General features: G+C 63.7%; 14 protein-coding genes. 4 read left to right on the top strand and 10 right to left on the bottom strand.

From position 1 onward, the window contains the following. Positions 1-181 precede the first annotated feature (181 nt). Positions 182-1,798 carry a phosphoenolpyruvate carboxykinase gene (locus tag WHZ77_RS30995; protein WP_375311405.1) on the top strand — a complete coding sequence of 539 codons (1,617 nt, stop codon included), beginning with the start codon at positions 182-184 and terminating at the stop codon, positions 1,796-1,798. A 235-nt stretch (positions 1,799-2,033) separates the two neighbouring features. On the opposite strand, the gene WHZ77_RS30990 is transcribed toward WHZ77_RS30995, so the two are convergent. From WHZ77_RS30990 to WHZ77_RS30980, 3 genes are all read right to left on the bottom strand, one after another. Continuing rightward, positions 2,034-2,849: an acyl-CoA thioesterase gene (locus WHZ77_RS30990; RefSeq protein WP_375311404.1), complete on the bottom strand. Its 816-nt coding sequence runs from the start codon at positions 2,847-2,849 to the stop codon at positions 2,034-2,036. A 4-nt stretch (positions 2,850-2,853) separates the two neighbouring features. Continuing rightward, the gene (locus WHZ77_RS30985) at positions 2,854-3,195 is read right to left on the bottom strand and encodes a hypothetical protein (RefSeq protein ID WP_375311403.1); all 342 of its coding nucleotides are present in this window, start codon (positions 3,193-3,195) and stop codon (positions 2,854-2,856) included. 96 nt (positions 3,196-3,291) lie between these two features. Further along, positions 3,292-5,808, bottom strand: a complete 2,517-nt coding sequence (locus WHZ77_RS30980) for a glycogen/starch/alpha-glucan phosphorylase (RefSeq protein WP_375311402.1) — start codon at positions 5,806-5,808, stop codon at positions 3,292-3,294. A gap of 223 nt (positions 5,809-6,031) precedes the next feature. Between WHZ77_RS30980 and WHZ77_RS30975 the strand changes: the two genes are divergently transcribed. Then, on the top strand, positions 6,032-6,277 hold the full coding sequence (locus WHZ77_RS30975) for a hypothetical protein (RefSeq protein WP_375311401.1): 246 nt from the start codon (positions 6,032-6,034) through the stop codon (positions 6,275-6,277). A 40-nt stretch (positions 6,278-6,317) separates the two neighbouring features. Here the strand turns inward: WHZ77_RS30975 and WHZ77_RS30970 are convergent, their stop codons facing one another. From WHZ77_RS30970 to WHZ77_RS30960, 3 genes are all read right to left on the bottom strand, one after another. Then, a complete protein-coding gene (locus WHZ77_RS30970; protein WP_375311400.1) occupies positions 6,318-6,896 on the bottom strand; it encodes a PAN domain-containing protein in 579 nt (192 codons plus the stop codon). A 106-nt stretch (positions 6,897-7,002) separates the two neighbouring features. Continuing rightward, positions 7,003-8,373, bottom strand: a complete 1,371-nt coding sequence (locus WHZ77_RS30965; RefSeq protein WP_375311399.1) for a glutamate--cysteine ligase — start codon at positions 8,371-8,373, stop codon at positions 7,003-7,005. Positions 8,374-8,474: 101 nt separating this feature from the next. Then, entirely contained in the window at positions 8,475-8,972 is a 498-nt protein-coding gene (locus tag WHZ77_RS30960; RefSeq protein ID WP_014439399.1) for a MarR family winged helix-turn-helix transcriptional regulator, read from the bottom strand. A gap of 125 nt (positions 8,973-9,097) precedes the next feature. On the opposite strand from WHZ77_RS30960, the gene gstA reads away from it, so the two are divergent. Further along, positions 9,098-9,712: a glutathione transferase GstA gene (gene gstA, locus WHZ77_RS30955; RefSeq protein ID WP_375311398.1), complete on the top strand. Its 615-nt coding sequence runs from the start codon at positions 9,098-9,100 to the stop codon at positions 9,710-9,712. A 229-nt stretch (positions 9,713-9,941) separates the two neighbouring features. Next, positions 9,942-10,250, top strand: coding sequence for a hypothetical protein (locus WHZ77_RS30950; protein ID WP_375311397.1), 309 nt, complete (start codon positions 9,942-9,944; stop codon positions 10,248-10,250). Between the two features lie 363 nt (positions 10,251-10,613). On the opposite strand, the gene WHZ77_RS30945 is transcribed toward WHZ77_RS30950, so the two are convergent. From WHZ77_RS30945 to WHZ77_RS30930, 4 genes are all read right to left on the bottom strand, one after another. Next, entirely contained in the window at positions 10,614-12,827 is a 2,214-nt protein-coding gene (locus WHZ77_RS30945) for an FAD-dependent oxidoreductase (RefSeq protein ID WP_375311396.1), read from the bottom strand. An 18-nt stretch (positions 12,828-12,845) separates the two neighbouring features. Next, the gene (locus WHZ77_RS30940; protein ID WP_375311395.1) at positions 12,846-14,054 is read right to left on the bottom strand and encodes an acetyl-CoA C-acetyltransferase; all 1,209 of its coding nucleotides are present in this window, start codon (positions 14,052-14,054) and stop codon (positions 12,846-12,848) included. Between the two features lie 70 nt (positions 14,055-14,124). After that, a complete protein-coding gene (locus WHZ77_RS30935; RefSeq protein ID WP_375311394.1) occupies positions 14,125-15,915 on the bottom strand; it encodes an acyl-CoA dehydrogenase C-terminal domain-containing protein in 1,791 nt (596 codons plus the stop codon). Positions 15,916-15,952: 37 nt separating this feature from the next. After that, the gene (locus WHZ77_RS30930) at positions 15,953-16,339 is read right to left on the bottom strand and encodes a nuclear transport factor 2 family protein (RefSeq protein WP_375311393.1); all 387 of its coding nucleotides are present in this window, start codon (positions 16,337-16,339) and stop codon (positions 15,953-15,955) included. Positions 16,340-16,484 lie beyond the last annotated feature (145 nt).

Raw genomic sequence — 16,484 nt, 5'->3', positions numbered from 1 at the left:
ACATGCGCGACGTTTGGCGCGGTCCTTGAATAAACCAAATCCTAAGGGATCGGCTTGGCAACGTCAGCGTTCACCGATATTAGGTCGTCCAACCGAGGCTGGACGGCCTGTAATTCACGGTGACCGCGATGGCGCCAAAGTCAGGTCACGTTATGTGTCGCGGGTTCTAGGAGGATTTTTCGTGCAAGAGACGGGCGTGCGCAACGGTGCCTTTGGCGCCGACAAATTCGGCTTAAAGAATCTCAAGCAGGTTCACTGGAACCTCGGCGCGCCGCAACTCTATCAGTACTCGCTCGCCGCGGGCGAGGCGGTGCTGTCCGCTGACGGCGCGCTCTGCGCCGACACCGGCGAGTTCACCGGCCGCAGCCCCAAGGACAAGTTCACGGTGCGTGACGACACCACCGACAAGAAGATGTGGTGGGCCGGCAACCAGTCGATCACCGCCGAGCAGTTCGAGACGCTGTACCAGGATTTCCTCAAGCACGCTGAAGGCAAGAGGCTGTTCGCGCAGGACCTCTATGGCGGTGCCGATCCGGCCTACCGGATCAAGACCCGTGTCTTCACCGAACTCGCCTGGCACTCGCTGTTCATCCGCACGCTGCTGATCCGCCCCGAGGCGATCGAGCTGTCGACCTTCACGCCTGAGCTCACCATCATCGACATGCCGAGCTTCCGCGCCGATCCGAAGCGCCATGGCTGCAAGTCGGAAAACGTCGTCGCGATCGACTTCGCCCGCAAGATCGTGCTGATCGGCGGCTCCTATTATGCCGGCGAGATGAAGAAGTCGGTCTTCACCACGCTGAACTATTACCTGCCGGAGCGCGGCGTGATGCCGATGCACTGCTCGGCCAATGTCGGCAGCAAGGGCGATGCAGCGATCTTCTTCGGGCTATCAGGCACCGGCAAGACCACGCTGTCGGCCGATCCCAACCGTACGCTGATCGGCGACGACGAGCATGGCTGGGGTCCGAACGGCGTGTTCAACTTCGAGGGCGGCTGCTACGCCAAGTGCATCAAGCTCTCGCAGGAAGCCGAGCCGCAGATCTATGCGGCGTCGACGCGCTTCGGCGCGGTGCTCGAGAACTGCGTGCTCGACGAGGACACCCGCGTGGTGGATTTCGACGACGGCTCCAAGACCGAGAACACGCGTTCGGCCTATCCGCTCGAGTTCATTCCGAACGCCTCGCGTACCGGTCGCGCGCCGCAGCCGAAGAACGTTGTGATGCTGGCCGCCGACGCCTTCGGCGTGCTGCCGCCGATCGCAAAGCTGTCGCCGGCGCAGGCGATGTATCACTTCCTCTCCGGCTACACTGCCAAGGTTGCTGGCACCGAGCGCGGTCTTGGCAACGAGCCGCAGCCGGAATTCTCCACCTGCTTCGGCTCGCCCTTCCTGCCGCTCGATCCATCCGTCTACGGCAACATGCTGCGCGACCTCATTGCCCAGCACAATGTCGATTGCTGGCTGGTCAACACCGGCTGGACCGGCGGCAAATTCGGCACGGGCTCCCGCATGCCGATCAAGGTGACGCGCGCGCTGCTGACCGCCGCGCTGGACGGCTCGCTTCGCAACGTCGAATTCCGTACCGATAAATATTTCGGCTTTGCCGTCCCGACCGCGCTGCCGGGCGTGCCCAGCGAGATCCTCAACCCGGTCAACACCTGGAAGGACAAGGATGAGTTCGACAAGACCGCCCGCGCGCTGGTCGGAATGTTCCAGAAGAACTTCGCCAAGTTCGAAGCCCATGTGGATGCCGAAGTGCGTGCGGCCGCGCCGGACGTGAAGCTCGCGGCGGAGTAATCTCTCGCCTTTGGTTGAATGCAAACGGGCGGCCGAGAGGCCGCCCTTTTTGTTTGTGTGCGCAGGCGCGAACCACACAGGCGATGTCGTCCCCGCGTACGCGGGGACTCATAACCTCAGGGAGAAGTCGTAGCGCGAGCTGGCAACTCAAAGCCTTCGCCAAACACCATCCTGTGGTGATGGGTCCCGGATCTGCGCTCCGCTCCGCTGCGCTTGTCCGGGACGACGAGTGTGGCTACGCCTTGAAATACGCGATCTGCGTCGTCGTCGCGAGCAGCCGACCGTTCGGCGACCACAGCTCGGCGTTCTGGTCGGCGTAGCTCTTGTGCATGATCTTCGAGTCGGCGGTCGCGAGCACGCGGGTGATGTCCTCGGCGGCGAGCTCGTCGCTGTCGGTGTGGAAATACGTCGTCAGCGACACCGTGCCGAACGGCACCAGTTCGCGCCGGGCGTGAAAGATGCGGCCGAAGAAGGCATCCGACATCGACATCAGCGACAGCATGTCGAGCTTGCGCGGAGTGCGGTCGCTGATCCAGATCTTAGAATAGGTGCTGGCAAGTTCGGGCTGCGGCGGGCCGATCCGCATCTCGCCCTCGACGAAGCGGAATTCATACTGGTTGGCCCACGACGCCGAGATCTTTGGGAACGGCAGCGTCTGCTCGAACGGCTTTGCTTCAGGATATTGCGCCACCCTGTGCTCCCACGACGGTCGGCGCTCGGCGAACACCGCGGTGGCGAGCGTCGCGACCTCGCCGCCGCCCTGCGACAGTTCGACGCTCCAGTGCTGGCTGGAGCGGTTGGCCTTCACCAGCCGGATGTCGAGATCGAACGGGCCCTTGGCGATCGGTGCGCAGTAATTGACGGTGAGGGCGAGTGGTTCGCCGGCGCGTTGCGGATGCTCGATCAGCGCGCGCAGGATCGTTGCGGCCGTGATGCCGCCGAACGGGCCGACAAAGGCCCAGTAATCGTCGCTGGTGTGCCCCTGCCAGCTGCTGTCACCAACGGTGATGCGGGTGGCGTCGTCGAAGGGGTGCGGGAGCTTGGCGTGCATGGGGCTAGACCTTCACTACGCTTCCATCCCAAAGACGAAACTCCATCGTCTCATCCCCAAGGCCGTATTTTTTCGTATCCGAGACATCCTCAGCCGGATCGTCGGTAACCCAGACATCCGCCAAAGAGCCTCCTATGCGCTTCATCGCAATGATGCTCTTGCCGCTGGTTAAGTCGGCGACGAAGTTATCGATCGCGGCCTCCTCGTCCTTCCCGGAAAGACTGGCAAGGATGCTGCCGTGCGTGTGCCAAGGGAAGCCGTCAAATCCCAGCGTCCAGTCCCCGTCGGGACATATGACCAGCAATCGAAGCTGCCCATCCGGGCTCGTATACTCGCCGACGGGCACGATCTTCTCCGGCCAAAAAAGCTCAAGCCGTAATATGATGCCTATCCTGCCAAATCAATAACCTCGCAGGTAACGTCGCTTCCACGCGGCGGAAAATCAGCCCGCGACGTCGCGCAGATTAGGCAGCAGCGGCGTGACCGGATTCACCGGCACGGTCCAGATCTCCTCGGCGTATTCACGAATGGTGCGGTCGGAGGAGAACCACGCCATGCGCGCGACGTTGAGGATGGAGGCGCGCGTCCAGGCCGGAGCCACCTGCCAGCGCGCATCGACGCTGCGCTGCGCTTCGTAATAGGAGTCGAAGTCGGCGCTGACCATGTAGTGATCGAGATAGCGCAGCGCATGCGCGATGGATTCGAAGCGGCCGGGATCACCGGGGGAGAATTCGCCGGCGCCGATCGCATTGATGGCGCGCTGCAGCTTCGGCGATTTGCGGATCACGTCGGAGGCATCCAGCCCCTGCTTGCGACGGATCATCACGTCGCCGGCCTCCATGCCGAAGATCGCGATGTTCTCGGCGCCGACATGATCGCGGATCTCGATGTTGGCGCCGTCGAGCGTGCCGATGGTGAGGGCGCCGTTCAGTGACAGCTTCATGTTGCCGGTGCCGGAGGCTTCCATGCCGGCGGTCGAGATCTGCTCGGACAGGTCGGCTGCGGGAATGATCACTTCCGCGAGGCTGACATTGTAGTCGGGCAGGAAGACGACCTTGAGCTTGCCGCCGATCGCGGGGTCGTTGTTGACGACCTCCGCGACATCGTTGATCAGCTTGATGATCAGCTTGGCGTAGCGATAGCTCGCCGCCGCCTTGCCGGCGAAGATTTTGACCCGCGGCACCCAATTTCCGTCGGGATCGTCCTTGATCGACTGGTACAGCGCAACCGTCTCGATGATGTTGAGGAGCTGGCGCTTGTATTCGTGGATGCGCTTGATCTGCACGTCGAAAAGCGCGCTCGGGTCGACCTTGATGCCGAGCCGTTCGCCGATCAGGCGCGCGAGGGCCATCTTGTTGTGAAGCTTGACGCTGCGGAACTTCTTCTGGAATTCGACGTCGCTGGCGCGCGCCTCGATCAGGCTGAGTTGGGTCGGATCGTCGAGCACGGCATCGCCGCAGGTCTCGCGCAATAGGTCCGTCAGCTTCGGGTTTGCCAGCATCAGCCAGCGGCGGAAGGTGATGCCGTTGGTCTTGTTGGTGATGCGGCCGGGATAGAGATGGTTGAGATCGTGGAACACGGTCTCGCGCATCAGGTCGGAATGCATCGCCGAGACGCCGTTGATGCGGTGCGAGCCGACGAAGGCGAGCTGACCCATGCGCACGCGGCGGCCGCTCTTCTCGTCAATCAGCGAAACCGAGGCGCGGAAATCGATGTCGCCGGGCGCGCGCGCTTCGGCGAGCGCGAGATGCTGTACGTTTATGCGGTAGATGATCTCCAGATGCCGCGGCAGCAGCCGCTCGAACAGCTCGACCGGCCAGGTTTCGAGCGCCTCGGGAAGCAGCGTGTGGTTGGTGTAGGAGAGGGTGGCGACCGTGATTTTCCAGGCCTCGTCCCAGCGGAAATTGTGGAGGTCGACGAGGATGCGCATCAACTCGGTGACGGCAAGGCTCGGATGGGTGTCGTTGAGCTGCACCGCGACCTTGGACGACAGGCTGCGGAGCTGGCCGTCGGACGACAGATGCCGCTTGATGAGGTCCTGCAGCGAAGCCGAGACGAAGAAATATTCCTGGCGCAGGCGCAACTCGCGGCCGGCGGGGCTCTCGTCGTTCGGATAGAGGAATTTGCAGATCGCTTCGGCGCGCGACTGCTCGGCACTGGCGCTGACATAGTCGCCCTTGTTGAAGGCATCGAGCTTCAACGGATCGGGCGAGCGCGCCGACCACAGGCGGAGCGCATTGACGTGCTGACCGCGCCAGCCGACGATCGGCGTGTCATAGGCGATCGCCTGCACCGTCTCGCCCGGGTGCCAGATCGCGCGGTCGCGGCCCTTGTCGTCGACATGCTCGATGCCGCCGCCGAAATTGATGTCGTAGATGACCTCCGGCCGCTGCAATTCCCAGGGATTGCCGAAGCCGAGCCATTCATCCGGATATTCCTGCTGCCAGCCCTGATTGATGATCTGGCGGAACAGGCCGTAATCGTAGCGAATGCCGTAGCCGATCGCGGGGATCGACAGCGTGGCCATGCTTTCCATGAAGCAGGCGGCGAGCCGCCCCAAGCCGCCATTGCCGAGCGCGGCATCCGGTTCGCATTTGCGGAGCTCAGGCAGCGAGACGCCGAGATCGCCGAGCGCGACCTCGAAGATCTTGAGCAGCCCCATGTTGTTCAGCGCGTCGGTGAACAGACGGCCGATCAGGAATTCGAGCGAGAGATAGTAGACGCGCTTGCGCCCGGCGTCGTAGCTGTGTTTCTCGGCCGTGAGCCAGCGGTGCACGATGCGGTCGCGCAGCGCGAGCGCCGCGGCCTGGTACCAGTCGTGCTTGGTCGCCATGCCCGCGTCCTTGCCGATGGCAAGGCGCAGTTTCGCCAGGATCGTGCCCTTGATCTCAGCCAGCGCGAGTTCGTCGATGGGCTGGCTGGGAGCTGGGAAATTTGGCTGGAACGATTGATCTTGCAAGGCCGTCACTTCCTGGTCGCGAGAACACCACTAACCCTACGCGTCTTGTAATCCTAAGCGTATTGCCCCCGCACCGGAACCATCGCTGGTGCGGCCGTGCACTGCGCTGGCGTAAAATTATGCAAGTAACGGGCCGATTTGGGAACCCGGAAGCGTACGGAGAGATGCGGATTTGGTGCTAGGTTGAGGGCCGATTCAGCCATCAGTATGGAGGAAGCGCCCCATGAGGCTGCTGATGAAACTGCTGATCGAGATCGCCGCCGCAGCCATTCTCGTCGTCTGCATCACCGTCTCCAGCGCGGCCTTTGCCGCCGGCAGGATGGGCCGCAGCGCCGACGGGCTGAGCTGCGGCTTTACTGTCCCGCAAAATGCATCTCCGGCCGCGCGCTGTGCCGCGATCAAGCGCCAATGCGGCGGCAAGTTCTACGCGAATGCATGCGGGGACAGGCTGGTCTCGGCGGCGAATTGAACAGCAGGAAGCGATTGGCCGCTCCGCAAGGAGCAAGCCGCTATCTGACCACGCCTGACGTGAATCCCGCCTTGCGGCGCGGCGGCTTGATTTCCTTTTTCAGGAAGCAGCGCGCTTCACGTCCGGTGTAGCCGGGACGGGCATAGGTGAAGGCGCGGCATTTGTTGTCGGCGGTGCAGGCGGCCTTGCAGGCCTCCTCGCCTTCGCCGTCCCTGAGTTCGAAATTGCGCAGGTCACCGCCCGGACGGTCGATCGACGTTTCCACGCCCTCGACCCGCGGCTCGATTACGCCGGCGCCGCGGACACCGGAGATGCAGCAACTGCCCGGGACGCGCGGCGGCACCGTGTTCTTGAGCCAGCACACGGCCGAGCCGCCTTCAACGTCGGGATAGCTGAAACTCCAGGCGCGACAGCGGCGATCGCGCTCACACTGCAGTGCGCAATCCTCGGGGTCACCCGAGGTGACCGGCGTGTTGGAATAGTCGCCGCCGGGCCGGTCGAACGCCGTCTGGGCGCGTGCGGGGTCGCTCGAAAACACGAGCGAGAGCAGCGTTGCGCAGGCCATGACGCTTGCCAAGACCCTTGCCATGACAGCCCCAGGCAGGCGGCCCTTTCCCATCGGAACAGCTTTCGAGTTATTGACGGCGCTCAGCTTTTTCAGCCGGCCATTTGATCGCCGCAAACCTGTATGGGCGATGAACGGCTGAACTTCCGAGCGCCGGAATCTAGAAAGCGTATTCCGCGTAGGCCGGTTCCACCGAGCCGTTCCAGGGCCCGTTGAACTTCTCCAGCATCTCCTCGGCCGGAGTCCGGCCGGAATCGATGATGCGGTCGAGCGGCTCCAGATGCCGGGTTTCATCGCGGCCGAGCTGGTCGATCCGGCCGCGACGGCGCAGGCCGGCATGGGCCAGGACGAGGCATTCCTTGGCGATCTCGAACAGATAGCGGTCCTTGATCCGCGCCTTGAAGCCGAAGCGCGGCACGTCGTCGCGCAAGGCCTGGCGCTCGGGCGCGGTCCAGTGCTTCACCAGGTCCCAGGCGGCATCGAGCGACACGTCGTCGTAGAGCAGCCCGGCCCAGAACGCCGACAGCGCCGGCAACCGGCCCCACGGGCCGCCATCGGAGCCGCGCATTTCCAGATAGCGCTTGAGGCGCACCTCGGGGAAGATCGTCGAAAGATGGTTGGCCCAGTCCGACAGCGTCGGACGCTCGCCGGGCAGATTGTTGTTGCGGCCGTCGAAGAAGGCGCGGAACGAGGAACCCGACACGTCGATGTAGTCGTCTTCGCGCTTGACGAAATACATGGGCACGTCGAGCGCGTAATCGACGTAGCGCTCGAAGCCCATGCCGTCCTCGAACGCCCACGGCATCATGCCGGCGCGCGCATTGTCGGTGTCGCGCCAGATCTCGGAGCGGAAGGAGAGGAAGCCGTTCGGCTTGCCTTCGGTGAAGGGCGAATTGGCGAACAAGGCGGTTGCGACCGGCTGCAGCGCGAGCGAGACCCGCAGCTTCTTGACCATGTCGGCTTCGGAGGAGAAGTCGAGATTGGTCTGCACCGTGCAGGTCCGGTACATCATGTCGAGGCCGTACTGACCGACCTTCGGCATGTAGTTTGTCATGATCTTGTAGCGGCCCTTGGGCATCACCGGGATGTCGGCGCGCGACCAGGACGGTGTCATCCCAAGGCCGAGGAAGCCGATGCCGAGCGGCGTCGCGATCTCGCGCACCTGCGCCAGATGCGCCATCAGCTCGCTCTGGGTCTGGTGCACGTTCTCGACCGGCGCGCCGGAGAGCTCGAACTGTCCGCCGGGCTCGAGCGAGATCGCGCCGCCGCCGGTGACGTCGTAGAGGCCGATGATGTTGCCCTTCTCCATGATCGGCTCCCAGCCGAGCAGGAGCTTCATGCCCTCGAGCAGCGCGCCAATGCCGCGCGCACCTTCGTAAGGCACCGGCCGGTGGCCTTCGAGCGTGAACGGCGTCTTCTCGTGCTCGGTGCCCATGCGGAATTCGGACGGGTCCTTGCAGCCGGCCTCGAACCACGCGACGAGCTCGTCACGCGATTGCAGTGGCGTCATATCGATCTGGTCTCGCGCCATATCAAACTCTAATCAAAAGGGCGCTTCGATCGAAGGCGCGCGGGTGACAGGGATGGTCCGCGAACCCATGGGGTGCGCGGACGTGCTGGTTGGCCGCGCGATCATCGCGGCGGCGAGGTTTCGTTGACGCTGGCGACGGGCGGCAGTTTCATCTCGCCGCACGAGCAGCCCAGGCGGTCGAGCAGACCGCTGAGCTTGACGGCATCCGCATCGGACAGTTTCGAGCCGACATATTTCTCGATCGCGGCGGAGTAGGCGCCCCACATCCGCTTCTGCAGCTCGCGGCCCGCTTCCGTGATCTCAACGAACTGGCCGCGCTTGTCGATCTTGCATTCGCGCCGGGAGGCGAGGCCCTCGTCGACCAGGCGGTCGATCAGGCGCGAGGTGGAATATTGCGGGATCAGCATCTGCCGCTCGAGTTCCACCGGCCGCAATTCGCCCGAGGGCGCCCGCGATAGTTCCAGCAGCGCGTCGTACCAGGCCAGCGGCGGGAAGCCCGCCTTCTTCAGGTCCTGCTCGACGCAATCGAGCACGCGGCTCTGCACCCGCATCAGGCGGATCCAGGCGGAAGTTGCCTCGGTCGATGGCTTGCGTTTCATGGTCCCGCTCAAACTCGTCGCCCGTCTCTTACCCCACTCGATGCACCTGCATCAATCTTGCTATTTCATGCAGCTGCATGTAGGCGTAGTTTCGCCTGAGCCAAGACAAAAGAGGAGGAAATTCCATGAGACTCTATTACTCGCCCGGTGCCTGCTCCCTGTCTCCTCACATCGCGCTCCTGGAAGCCGGCCTGCCCTACGAGCTGGTCAAGGTCGATATCCGGGCCAAGAAGCTCGAAAATGGGGATGATTATCTGAAGCTGAACCCCAAAGGTCAGGTCCCCGCGCTGGGCCTCGACAGCGGTGAGATCGTGACCGAAGGTCCGGTCATTGTCCAGATGATCGCCGACAAGGCCGCGGCCAAGGCGCTGGCGCCCGCCCACGGCAGCGCCGAGCGCTACAAGCTGCTCGAATGGCTGAACTTCCTCACCTCGGAGGTGCACAAGAGCTTCGGTCCGATGTTCGCACCGGCGCTGAACGACGAGGCCAAGGCCTTCTTCAAGGACCGCGTCATGGGCAAGCTGAAATACATCGACGGCCAGCTCGCCGGCCGGGACTACCTCATGGGCAAGCAGTTCACGGTCGCCGACGGCTATCTCTTCACGATGCTGACCTGGGCCGACCGGATGAAGTTCGACCTTTCGGCGATGCCGAACCTCGCCGCCTACAAGGCCCGCGTCGCCGCGCGCCCGCAGGTGCAGGAAGCGCTGAAGAAGGAAGGGCTGGCGCAGGCCGCCTGAGCTGCGAGAGCGATCGATCTTCGAAAGGGCCGGGTCGACGATCCGGCCCTTCTGCATTCCAGGTTCGCGGAATCCAAGGTCGAGAACGAGCGCCAGCAACTTTTAGATGTATTGTCGAGGTTAATAATAATTCAGCCTTGTTTGAGGGGTGTGCTTCGCTCTCCTTGTGAGAGCGGTCCAGTTAGCGCAACGATAGGATGTGGCGGGGCCGCCAAGCTGGATTACGACCGTGACGACGGCACTTGTTCTTCTTTTCGCCAGCGCAACCGTTGGATTGGTAACCGGGCTGTTCTTGCGGGTCTGGTCTTTGTTGTTGATCTCGCCGGCGATCGCAGTCCTCGCTGCAATCGTGCTTCAGACCTCCGACTTCGGATTTTGGACGGGTGTTCCGATCATCATCGGCAGTCTGGTGGCTTGCCAACTCGCCTACATGATGGGCGCGTTTCACCTGCAAAACGGGGAACATTCAGCCCAGGACCTTAGCGACGGCGCTCCAGGCCACGATGGCCAACATCGCGTCGGCGACGAGAACGAGTAGCGCCAAGCCGGGCCAGGACGGGATTTTCCGGCGCAGGCGCATGACTTTGCGTCGTAGCCGCAGCCGACCCAACAGCACCACAGGGGCGTATCTCGCCGTGACACCGGCTGCGCCGTGTTGAAACACCATGGGAGTCATTGCGGGACACCTTTGGAGCCAATCATCGTTCTGTGGATTGGCTAGCAAGCGCGGTGCCAGTGCGGAGCCCGCGTGGCCGCGTCAGGGAGTTGGGGTGGTCGTAGTGTGGCACGGAAACACATCAAGAATTCTGCAGTTTGCAAAGCGAAAGGCCGGATCAACGATCCGGCCTTTCGTGATTGTGGAACCTGATTTCGCTCGTCGCGTCGGGGCCAGAAAGTCAGATCAGGCCGCTGCCTTCTTCGGCGCGAAGCGGCCGTAGAAGGTTTCGCCCTTAGTGGCCATCTCCTCGAGCAGTTTCGGCGGGGTGAAACGCGAGCCGTACTTTGCTTCCAGCTTGTGGCAGAGCTCGACGAACTTCTTCGTGCCCATGAAGTCGATGTAGGACAGCGTGCCGCCGGTGAACGGCGCGAAGCCGAAGCCGAGGATCGAGCCGACATCCGCCTCACGCGGATCGGTGATGACGTGGTCTTCCACGGTACGCGCGGCTTCTACCGACTGCACCACCAGGAAGCGCTGCTTCAATTCCTCGACGTCGAGCGTATCGGGATCGAGCTGCTTCGGCTGCAAGGCCGAGAGGCCCGGCCACAGGCTCTTCTGGCCCTTGCCCTTTTCGGGGTAGTCGTAGAAGCCCTTGCTGTTCTTGCGGCCCAGACGGCCCTGTTTCTCGACCAGCTCCACCATCAGCTTCTTCTGATCGGGGTTGATGGCGTTGGGGCCGAGATCGGCTTCCGTCGCCTTCATGATCTTGAGGCCGAGGTCGAGCGCGACTTCATCCGAGAGCGAGAGCGGGCCGACCGGCATGCCGGCCATCTTGGCGCAGTTCTCGATCATCGCCGGCGGCACGCCTTCGAGGAACATCTCGTTGCCCTCGGCGACGTAGCGGCCGACGCAGCGATTGGCGAAGAAGCCGCGGCTGTCGTTCACCACGATCGGCGTCTTGCCGATCTGCCGGACGTAATCGAGCGCGGTCGCGAGCGCGATATCGCCGGTGTTCTTGCCCTTGATGATCTCGACCAGCATCATCTTCTCGACCGGCGAGAAGAAGTGGATGCCGACGAACTTGCCTTGGTCCTTGAACCCTTCGGCCAGCGAGGTGATTGGCAGCGTCGAGGTGTTCGATGCGAAGATCACGTCCGGCTTCATATGCTCCTGCGCCTTGGCGAAGGTCTCCGCCTTGACCTTGCGGTCCTCGAACACGGCCTCGATGACGAGGTCGACGTCCTTCAGCGCGGCATAGTCGGCGGTCGCCGTGATGCGCGCGAGCAGGGCCTCTGCATCCGCGGGCTTGGCGCGGCCCTTCTTGATCTGCTCCTCGATCACCTTCTGCGCATGTGCCTTGCCCTTGTCGGCGCTTTCCTGGTCGCGGTCGATCAGCACGACGTCGAGGCCGGCGCGGGCCGAGACATAGCCGACGCTCGCGCCCATGAAGCCGGCGCCGATCACGGCGATCTTCTTCACCTTGGTTGCGGGCACGTCCTTCGGACGGCGTGCGCCCTTGTTGAGCTCCTGCATCGACAGGAACAGGCTGCGGATCATCGCGGCCGCTTCCTTCGAGCGCAGCACCGAGGTGAAGTAGCGCGACTCGACACGCAGGGCGGCGTCGATCGGCAACTGCAGGCCTTCATAGACGCAGCTCATGATGGCGCGCGCGGCCGGGTAGTTGTCGTAGGTCTCGCGGCGATAGATCGCATTGCCGGCCGGGAACATCATCATGCCGGCCTTGGAGAACACTGGCCCGCCCGGGAGCTTGAAGCCCTTCTCGTCCCAGGGCGCGACGGCCTTGCCGCCGCCCTTGATCCAGTCCTTGGCGGCTTTGACGAGGTCGGCGGCGGGAACGACGGCGTGAATGAGGTTCAGCGCCTTCGCCTTCTCGACCGTAACCGGGTCGCCCTTGAGCAGGATCGTCATGGCGTCCTGCGGCGGTACCAGGCGCGGCACGCGCTGCGTGCCGCCGGCGCCGGGGAACAGGCCGACCTTGACCTCGGGCAGGCCGAGGCGGGTCTTGGGATTCTCCGCCGCCACGCGATAGTGGCAGCACAGCGTGATTTCGAAGCCGCCGCCGAGCGCGAGGCCGTTGATCGCGGCCGCCCACGGCTTGCCGGATGTCTCGATCGAACGCAGCACCAGCGAGAAGCGCCGGCTCTGGTCGAACAGCATCTGGTTCGCGGCGGTCTCGCCTTGCTCCTTGAAGACCTTGGCGTAGGCCTGGTTCATGCCTTCCAGCATCGACAGATCGGCGCCGGCGCAGAATGCCTCCTTGGCGGAGGTGATGACGACGCCCTTCACCGCAGCATCAGCCGTGGTTTCCTTGACGATCGCGTCGAGCTCGTTGGTCGAGGTCTCGTCGAGCACGTTCATCGAACGGCCCGGGATGTCCCAGGTGACGAGCGCGATGCCGTCGGAATCGGTCTCAACCTTGAAGTTCTTGTAAGCCATGTTGGTCGATCCCTATCCTTAGACGCGTTCGATGATGGTCGCGGTGCCCATGCCGCCGCCGATGCATAGCGTCACAAGGGCAGTGGACTTGTTGGTGCGCTCGAGCTCGTCGAGCACGGTGCCCAGGATCATCGCGCCGGTGGCGCCGAGCGGATGGCCCAGCGCGATTGCGCCGCCATTGACGTTGATCTTGGCGTTGTCGATGTCGAAGGCCTGGATGTAGCGCAGCACGACGGAGGCGAAGGCCTCGTTGAGCTCGAACAGGTCGATGTCCGACTTCTTCATGCCGGAGCGTGCGAACAGCTTCTCGGTGACATCGACCGGGCCGGTCAGCATCATCGCCGGCTCGGAGCCGATGTTGGCGAAGGCGCGGATCCTGGCGCGCGGCTTCAGGCCGTACTTGCCGGCCGCTTCCTTGCTGCCGAGCAGCACGGCGCCGGCGCCGTCGACGATGCCCGAGGAGTTGCCGGCGTGGTGCACGTAGTTGACGCGCTCGATCTCCGGATGCGACTGAACGGCGACGCCGTCGAAGCCGCCCATCTGCGCCATCATCGTGAACGCCGGCTGCAGCTGCGCCAGCGACTGCATCGTCGTCGAGGGACGCATGTGCTCGTCCTTGGCGAGGATGGTGAGGCCGTTGATGTCCTTGACCGGCACCACGGACTTGTTGAAGCGGCCCTCGTCCCAGGCCTTGGCTGCGCGCTGCTGGCTCTGCACCGCGTAGGCGTCGACGTCGTCGCGTGAGAAGCCGTACTTGGTGGCGATCAGATCGGCCGAGACGCCCTGCGGCATGAAGTAGGCCGGTACCGCGATCGAGGGGTCTACCGGCCAGGCGCCGCCGGAGGCGCCGATGCCGACGCGGCTCATCGATTCCGCGCCGCCGCCGATGACCAGCTCATGCTGGCCGCTCATTACCTGGGCTGCAGCAAAGTTCACGGCGTCGAGGCCGGAAGCGCAGAAGCGGCTGATCTGCACGCCGGGAACGGCTTCACCGAGACCGGCCTTGAGCGCGGCAAAGCGCGCGATGTCGGAGCCGGCTTCGCCGACCGGATCGACCACGCCGAGTATGACGTCGTCGATGGAATCTTCCGGCAGGTTGTTGCGGTCCTTCAGTGCCTTCAGCGGCACGGTGGCGAGTGCGAGTGCGGTCACTTCGTGCAGCGCGCCGTCGGCCTTGCCGCGGCCGCGGGGGGTGCGGACGTGATCGTAGATATAGGCATCTGCCATGGGAGCCTCCTGATTGCAGCGATTGGTTCCGACCGCGGTGCGGTCGAGATTGTTGGGGAAGCGAATATTCTCAGAAAGCTTCCGCCGGCAATTCCATGATGGTGGCGGAGCCGGCCTGGATGCGCGCGAGATTGGCGGCGGTCTCGGGCAGCATCCGTTCCATGAAGAAGCGGCCGGTGACGAGCTTGGTCGAGAGATAGGGCGTGGCCCCGCTCTCGGCAATCTTGGCCTGGGTCACCTTCGCCATCTTCGCCCACATGTAGCCGAGGGCGACGAAGCCGAAGAGGTGCAGGTAGTCGGTTGCGGCGGCGCCGGCATTGTCCGGCTTCATCATCGCGTTCTGCATCAGCCAGGTGGTGGCCTGCTGGAGGTGGCCGAGCGAAGCCGAGAGCGGGGCGATGAAGGGCTTCAGCGCCTCGTCGCCGCCGTTCTCCTTGGCGAAGGCCATGACCTCGCCGAAGAACGCCATGATGGCACGGCCACCGTCGCGCGGCAGCTTGCGGCCGACGAGGTCGAGCGCCTGGATACCGTTGGCGCCTTCATAGATCATGGCGATACGGGCATCGCGCACGAACTGCTCCATGCCCTGCTCGGCGATGTAGCCATGGCCGCCATACATCTGCTGCGCCTGCACCGCGTTGGCGAAGCCGTACTCGGTGAGGAAGCCCTTCAGCACCGGCGTCATCAGCCCCATGTGGTCGTCGGCGGCCTGGCGGTCCTTGGCATCCTCGGAGCGATGGGCGACGTCGCTCTTCAGCGCGGTCCACATCACGAAGGCGCGGGCGGCCTCGTTGAAGGCGCGGATCGAGAGCAGCGTGCGGCGTACGTCGGGATGCACGATGATCGGGTCGGCCGCCTTGTCCGGCGCCTTGGCGCCGGTGAGCGAGCGGCCCTGGATGCGCTCGCGGGCATAGGCGACAGCATTCTGATAGGCGACCTCGGACTGCGCGAGGCCCTGAACCGCGACGCCGAGGCGGGCCTCGTTCATCATCACGAACATGCCCTGCATGCCCTTGTTCTCTTCGCCGATCAGCCAGCCGGTGGCGTTGTCGTAATTCATCACGCAGGTGGAATTGCCGTGGATGCCCATCTTGTGCTCGATCGAGCCGCAGACTACGCCGTTGCGCGCGCCGACCGAGCCGTCGGCATTGACCAGGAATTTCGGCACCACGAACAGCGACACGCCCTTGATGCCGGCCGGCGCGCCCTCGATGCGGGCGAGCACGAGGTGAATGATGTTGGGAGCGAGGTCGTGCTCGCCGGCCGAGATGAAGATCTTGGTGCCCGTGATCCTGAAGCTGCCGTCGGCCTGGCGCACCGCCTTGGTGCGGAGCATGCCGAGATCGGTGCCGCATTGCGGCTCGGTCAGGTTCATGGTGCCGGTCCATTCACCCGCCACCATCTTCGGCACGTAGGTCTTTTTCTGCTCCGGCGAACCGTGGACGATCAGCGCCGCGGTCGCGCCCATGGTGAGGCCGCCATACATCGAGAACGCCATGTTGGCCGAGCACTGGAATTCGTTGACCGCCTGGCTCAGCGTCACCGGCAGGCCCTGGCCGCCGAACTCGGTCGGAGCCGACAGACCGAGCCAGCCGCCCTCGGCGACCTGCTTGAACGCGTCCTTGAAGCCCTTCGGCGTGGCGACGCTGCCGTCATCGGCGCGCTTGCAGCCTTCGAGATCGCCCACACGATTCAGCGGCTGCAGCACCTCTTCGGCGAGCTTGGCGGCTTCGCCGAGAATGGCTTCGCGCACGTCGCTCGACGCGTCGGAGAAGCCGGCCAGATTGTCGTAGCGGTCGATCTGGAAGACGTCGTTGAGCAGGAAGTTCACGTCTTCGACGGGGGCTTTGTAGATCGGCATGGTGGTCTCCCGGCATTGGCTCTGAAGTGATGTTGTCTTAGGATTGGGTGGCGGCCAACTGCTCCGCCATCAGGCGGTGCAGCATGTTGATCGCCTTGAGCGGACGCACCATCACCTTGAAATTCGTGATGCGTCCCTCGGAATCGAAGGTGATGATGTCGACGCCGTTGAGCTCGATGCCGTCAATCATGGTCTTGAACTCGAGCACGGCGCCATTGGCGCTTGTCCACTCGCCGACATAGGTGAAGCCGGGACCGCCGAGCACTTTTTCGGCGCTGGCGAGGTATTTGAAGGTGATGTCGCGGCCGCGCTGCGGCGAGTGCACCACGGGGCTTTCGAACACGGCGTCAGGATGCAGCAAGTCCCAGAGCGCTTTCGCATCATGGGACTTCATGAAGGCGTACCAGGAATCGAGGCCGGTCATTGTCAGGATGCCTCCCTAGATCAAAGGCCTTGGCAAAAAGCTCGAAAACAACCCCATGCACAGTAGCGAGGAGTTTGATTTCGCTATGTTTTCGGGTCGAGTATTGAGCCCCGACCTTTGGCATCTCATATGCACATTGACGCAT

The organism is Bradyrhizobium sp. A5 (genome assembly GCF_042076515.1).
GTDB classification, from domain to species: Bacteria; Pseudomonadota; Alphaproteobacteria; order Rhizobiales; family Xanthobacteraceae; genus Bradyrhizobium; species Bradyrhizobium cosmicum.
Note: the sequence above shows the minus strand (reverse complement) of the source record. Positions and strands in the feature narration are given on the sequence as shown.

Excerpts from the sequence above, each read along its gene's own strand:
- WHZ77_RS30970 (WP_375311400.1), bottom strand. The coding sequence starts at position 6,896 with ATGGGAAAGGGCCGCCTGCCTGGGGCTGTCATGGCAAGGGTCTTGGCA.
- WHZ77_RS30930 (WP_375311393.1), bottom strand. The coding sequence starts at position 16,339 with ATGACCGGCCTCGATTCCTGGTACGCCTTCATGAAGTCCCATGATGCG.
- WHZ77_RS30945 (WP_375311396.1), bottom strand. The coding sequence starts at position 12,827 with ATGGCTTACAAGAACTTCAAGGTTGAGACCGATTCCGACGGCATCGCG.
- WHZ77_RS30960 (WP_014439399.1), bottom strand. The coding sequence starts at position 8,972 with ATGAAACGCAAGCCATCGACCGAGGCAACTTCCGCCTGGATCCGCCTG.
- WHZ77_RS30935 (WP_375311394.1), bottom strand. The coding sequence starts at position 15,915 with ATGCCGATCTACAAAGCCCCCGTCGAAGACGTGAACTTCCTGCTCAAC.
- WHZ77_RS30940 (WP_375311395.1), bottom strand. The coding sequence starts at position 14,054 with ATGGCAGATGCCTATATCTACGATCACGTCCGCACCCCCCGCGGCCGC.
- gstA (WP_375311398.1), top strand. The coding sequence starts at position 9,098 with ATGAGACTCTATTACTCGCCCGGTGCCTGCTCCCTGTCTCCTCACATC.
- WHZ77_RS30965 (WP_375311399.1), bottom strand. The coding sequence starts at position 8,373 with ATGGCGCGAGACCAGATCGATATGACGCCACTGCAATCGCGTGACGAG.
- WHZ77_RS30990 (WP_375311404.1), bottom strand. The coding sequence starts at position 2,849 with ATGCACGCCAAGCTCCCGCACCCCTTCGACGACGCCACCCGCATCACC.
- WHZ77_RS30975 (WP_375311401.1), top strand. The coding sequence starts at position 6,032 with ATGAGGCTGCTGATGAAACTGCTGATCGAGATCGCCGCCGCAGCCATT.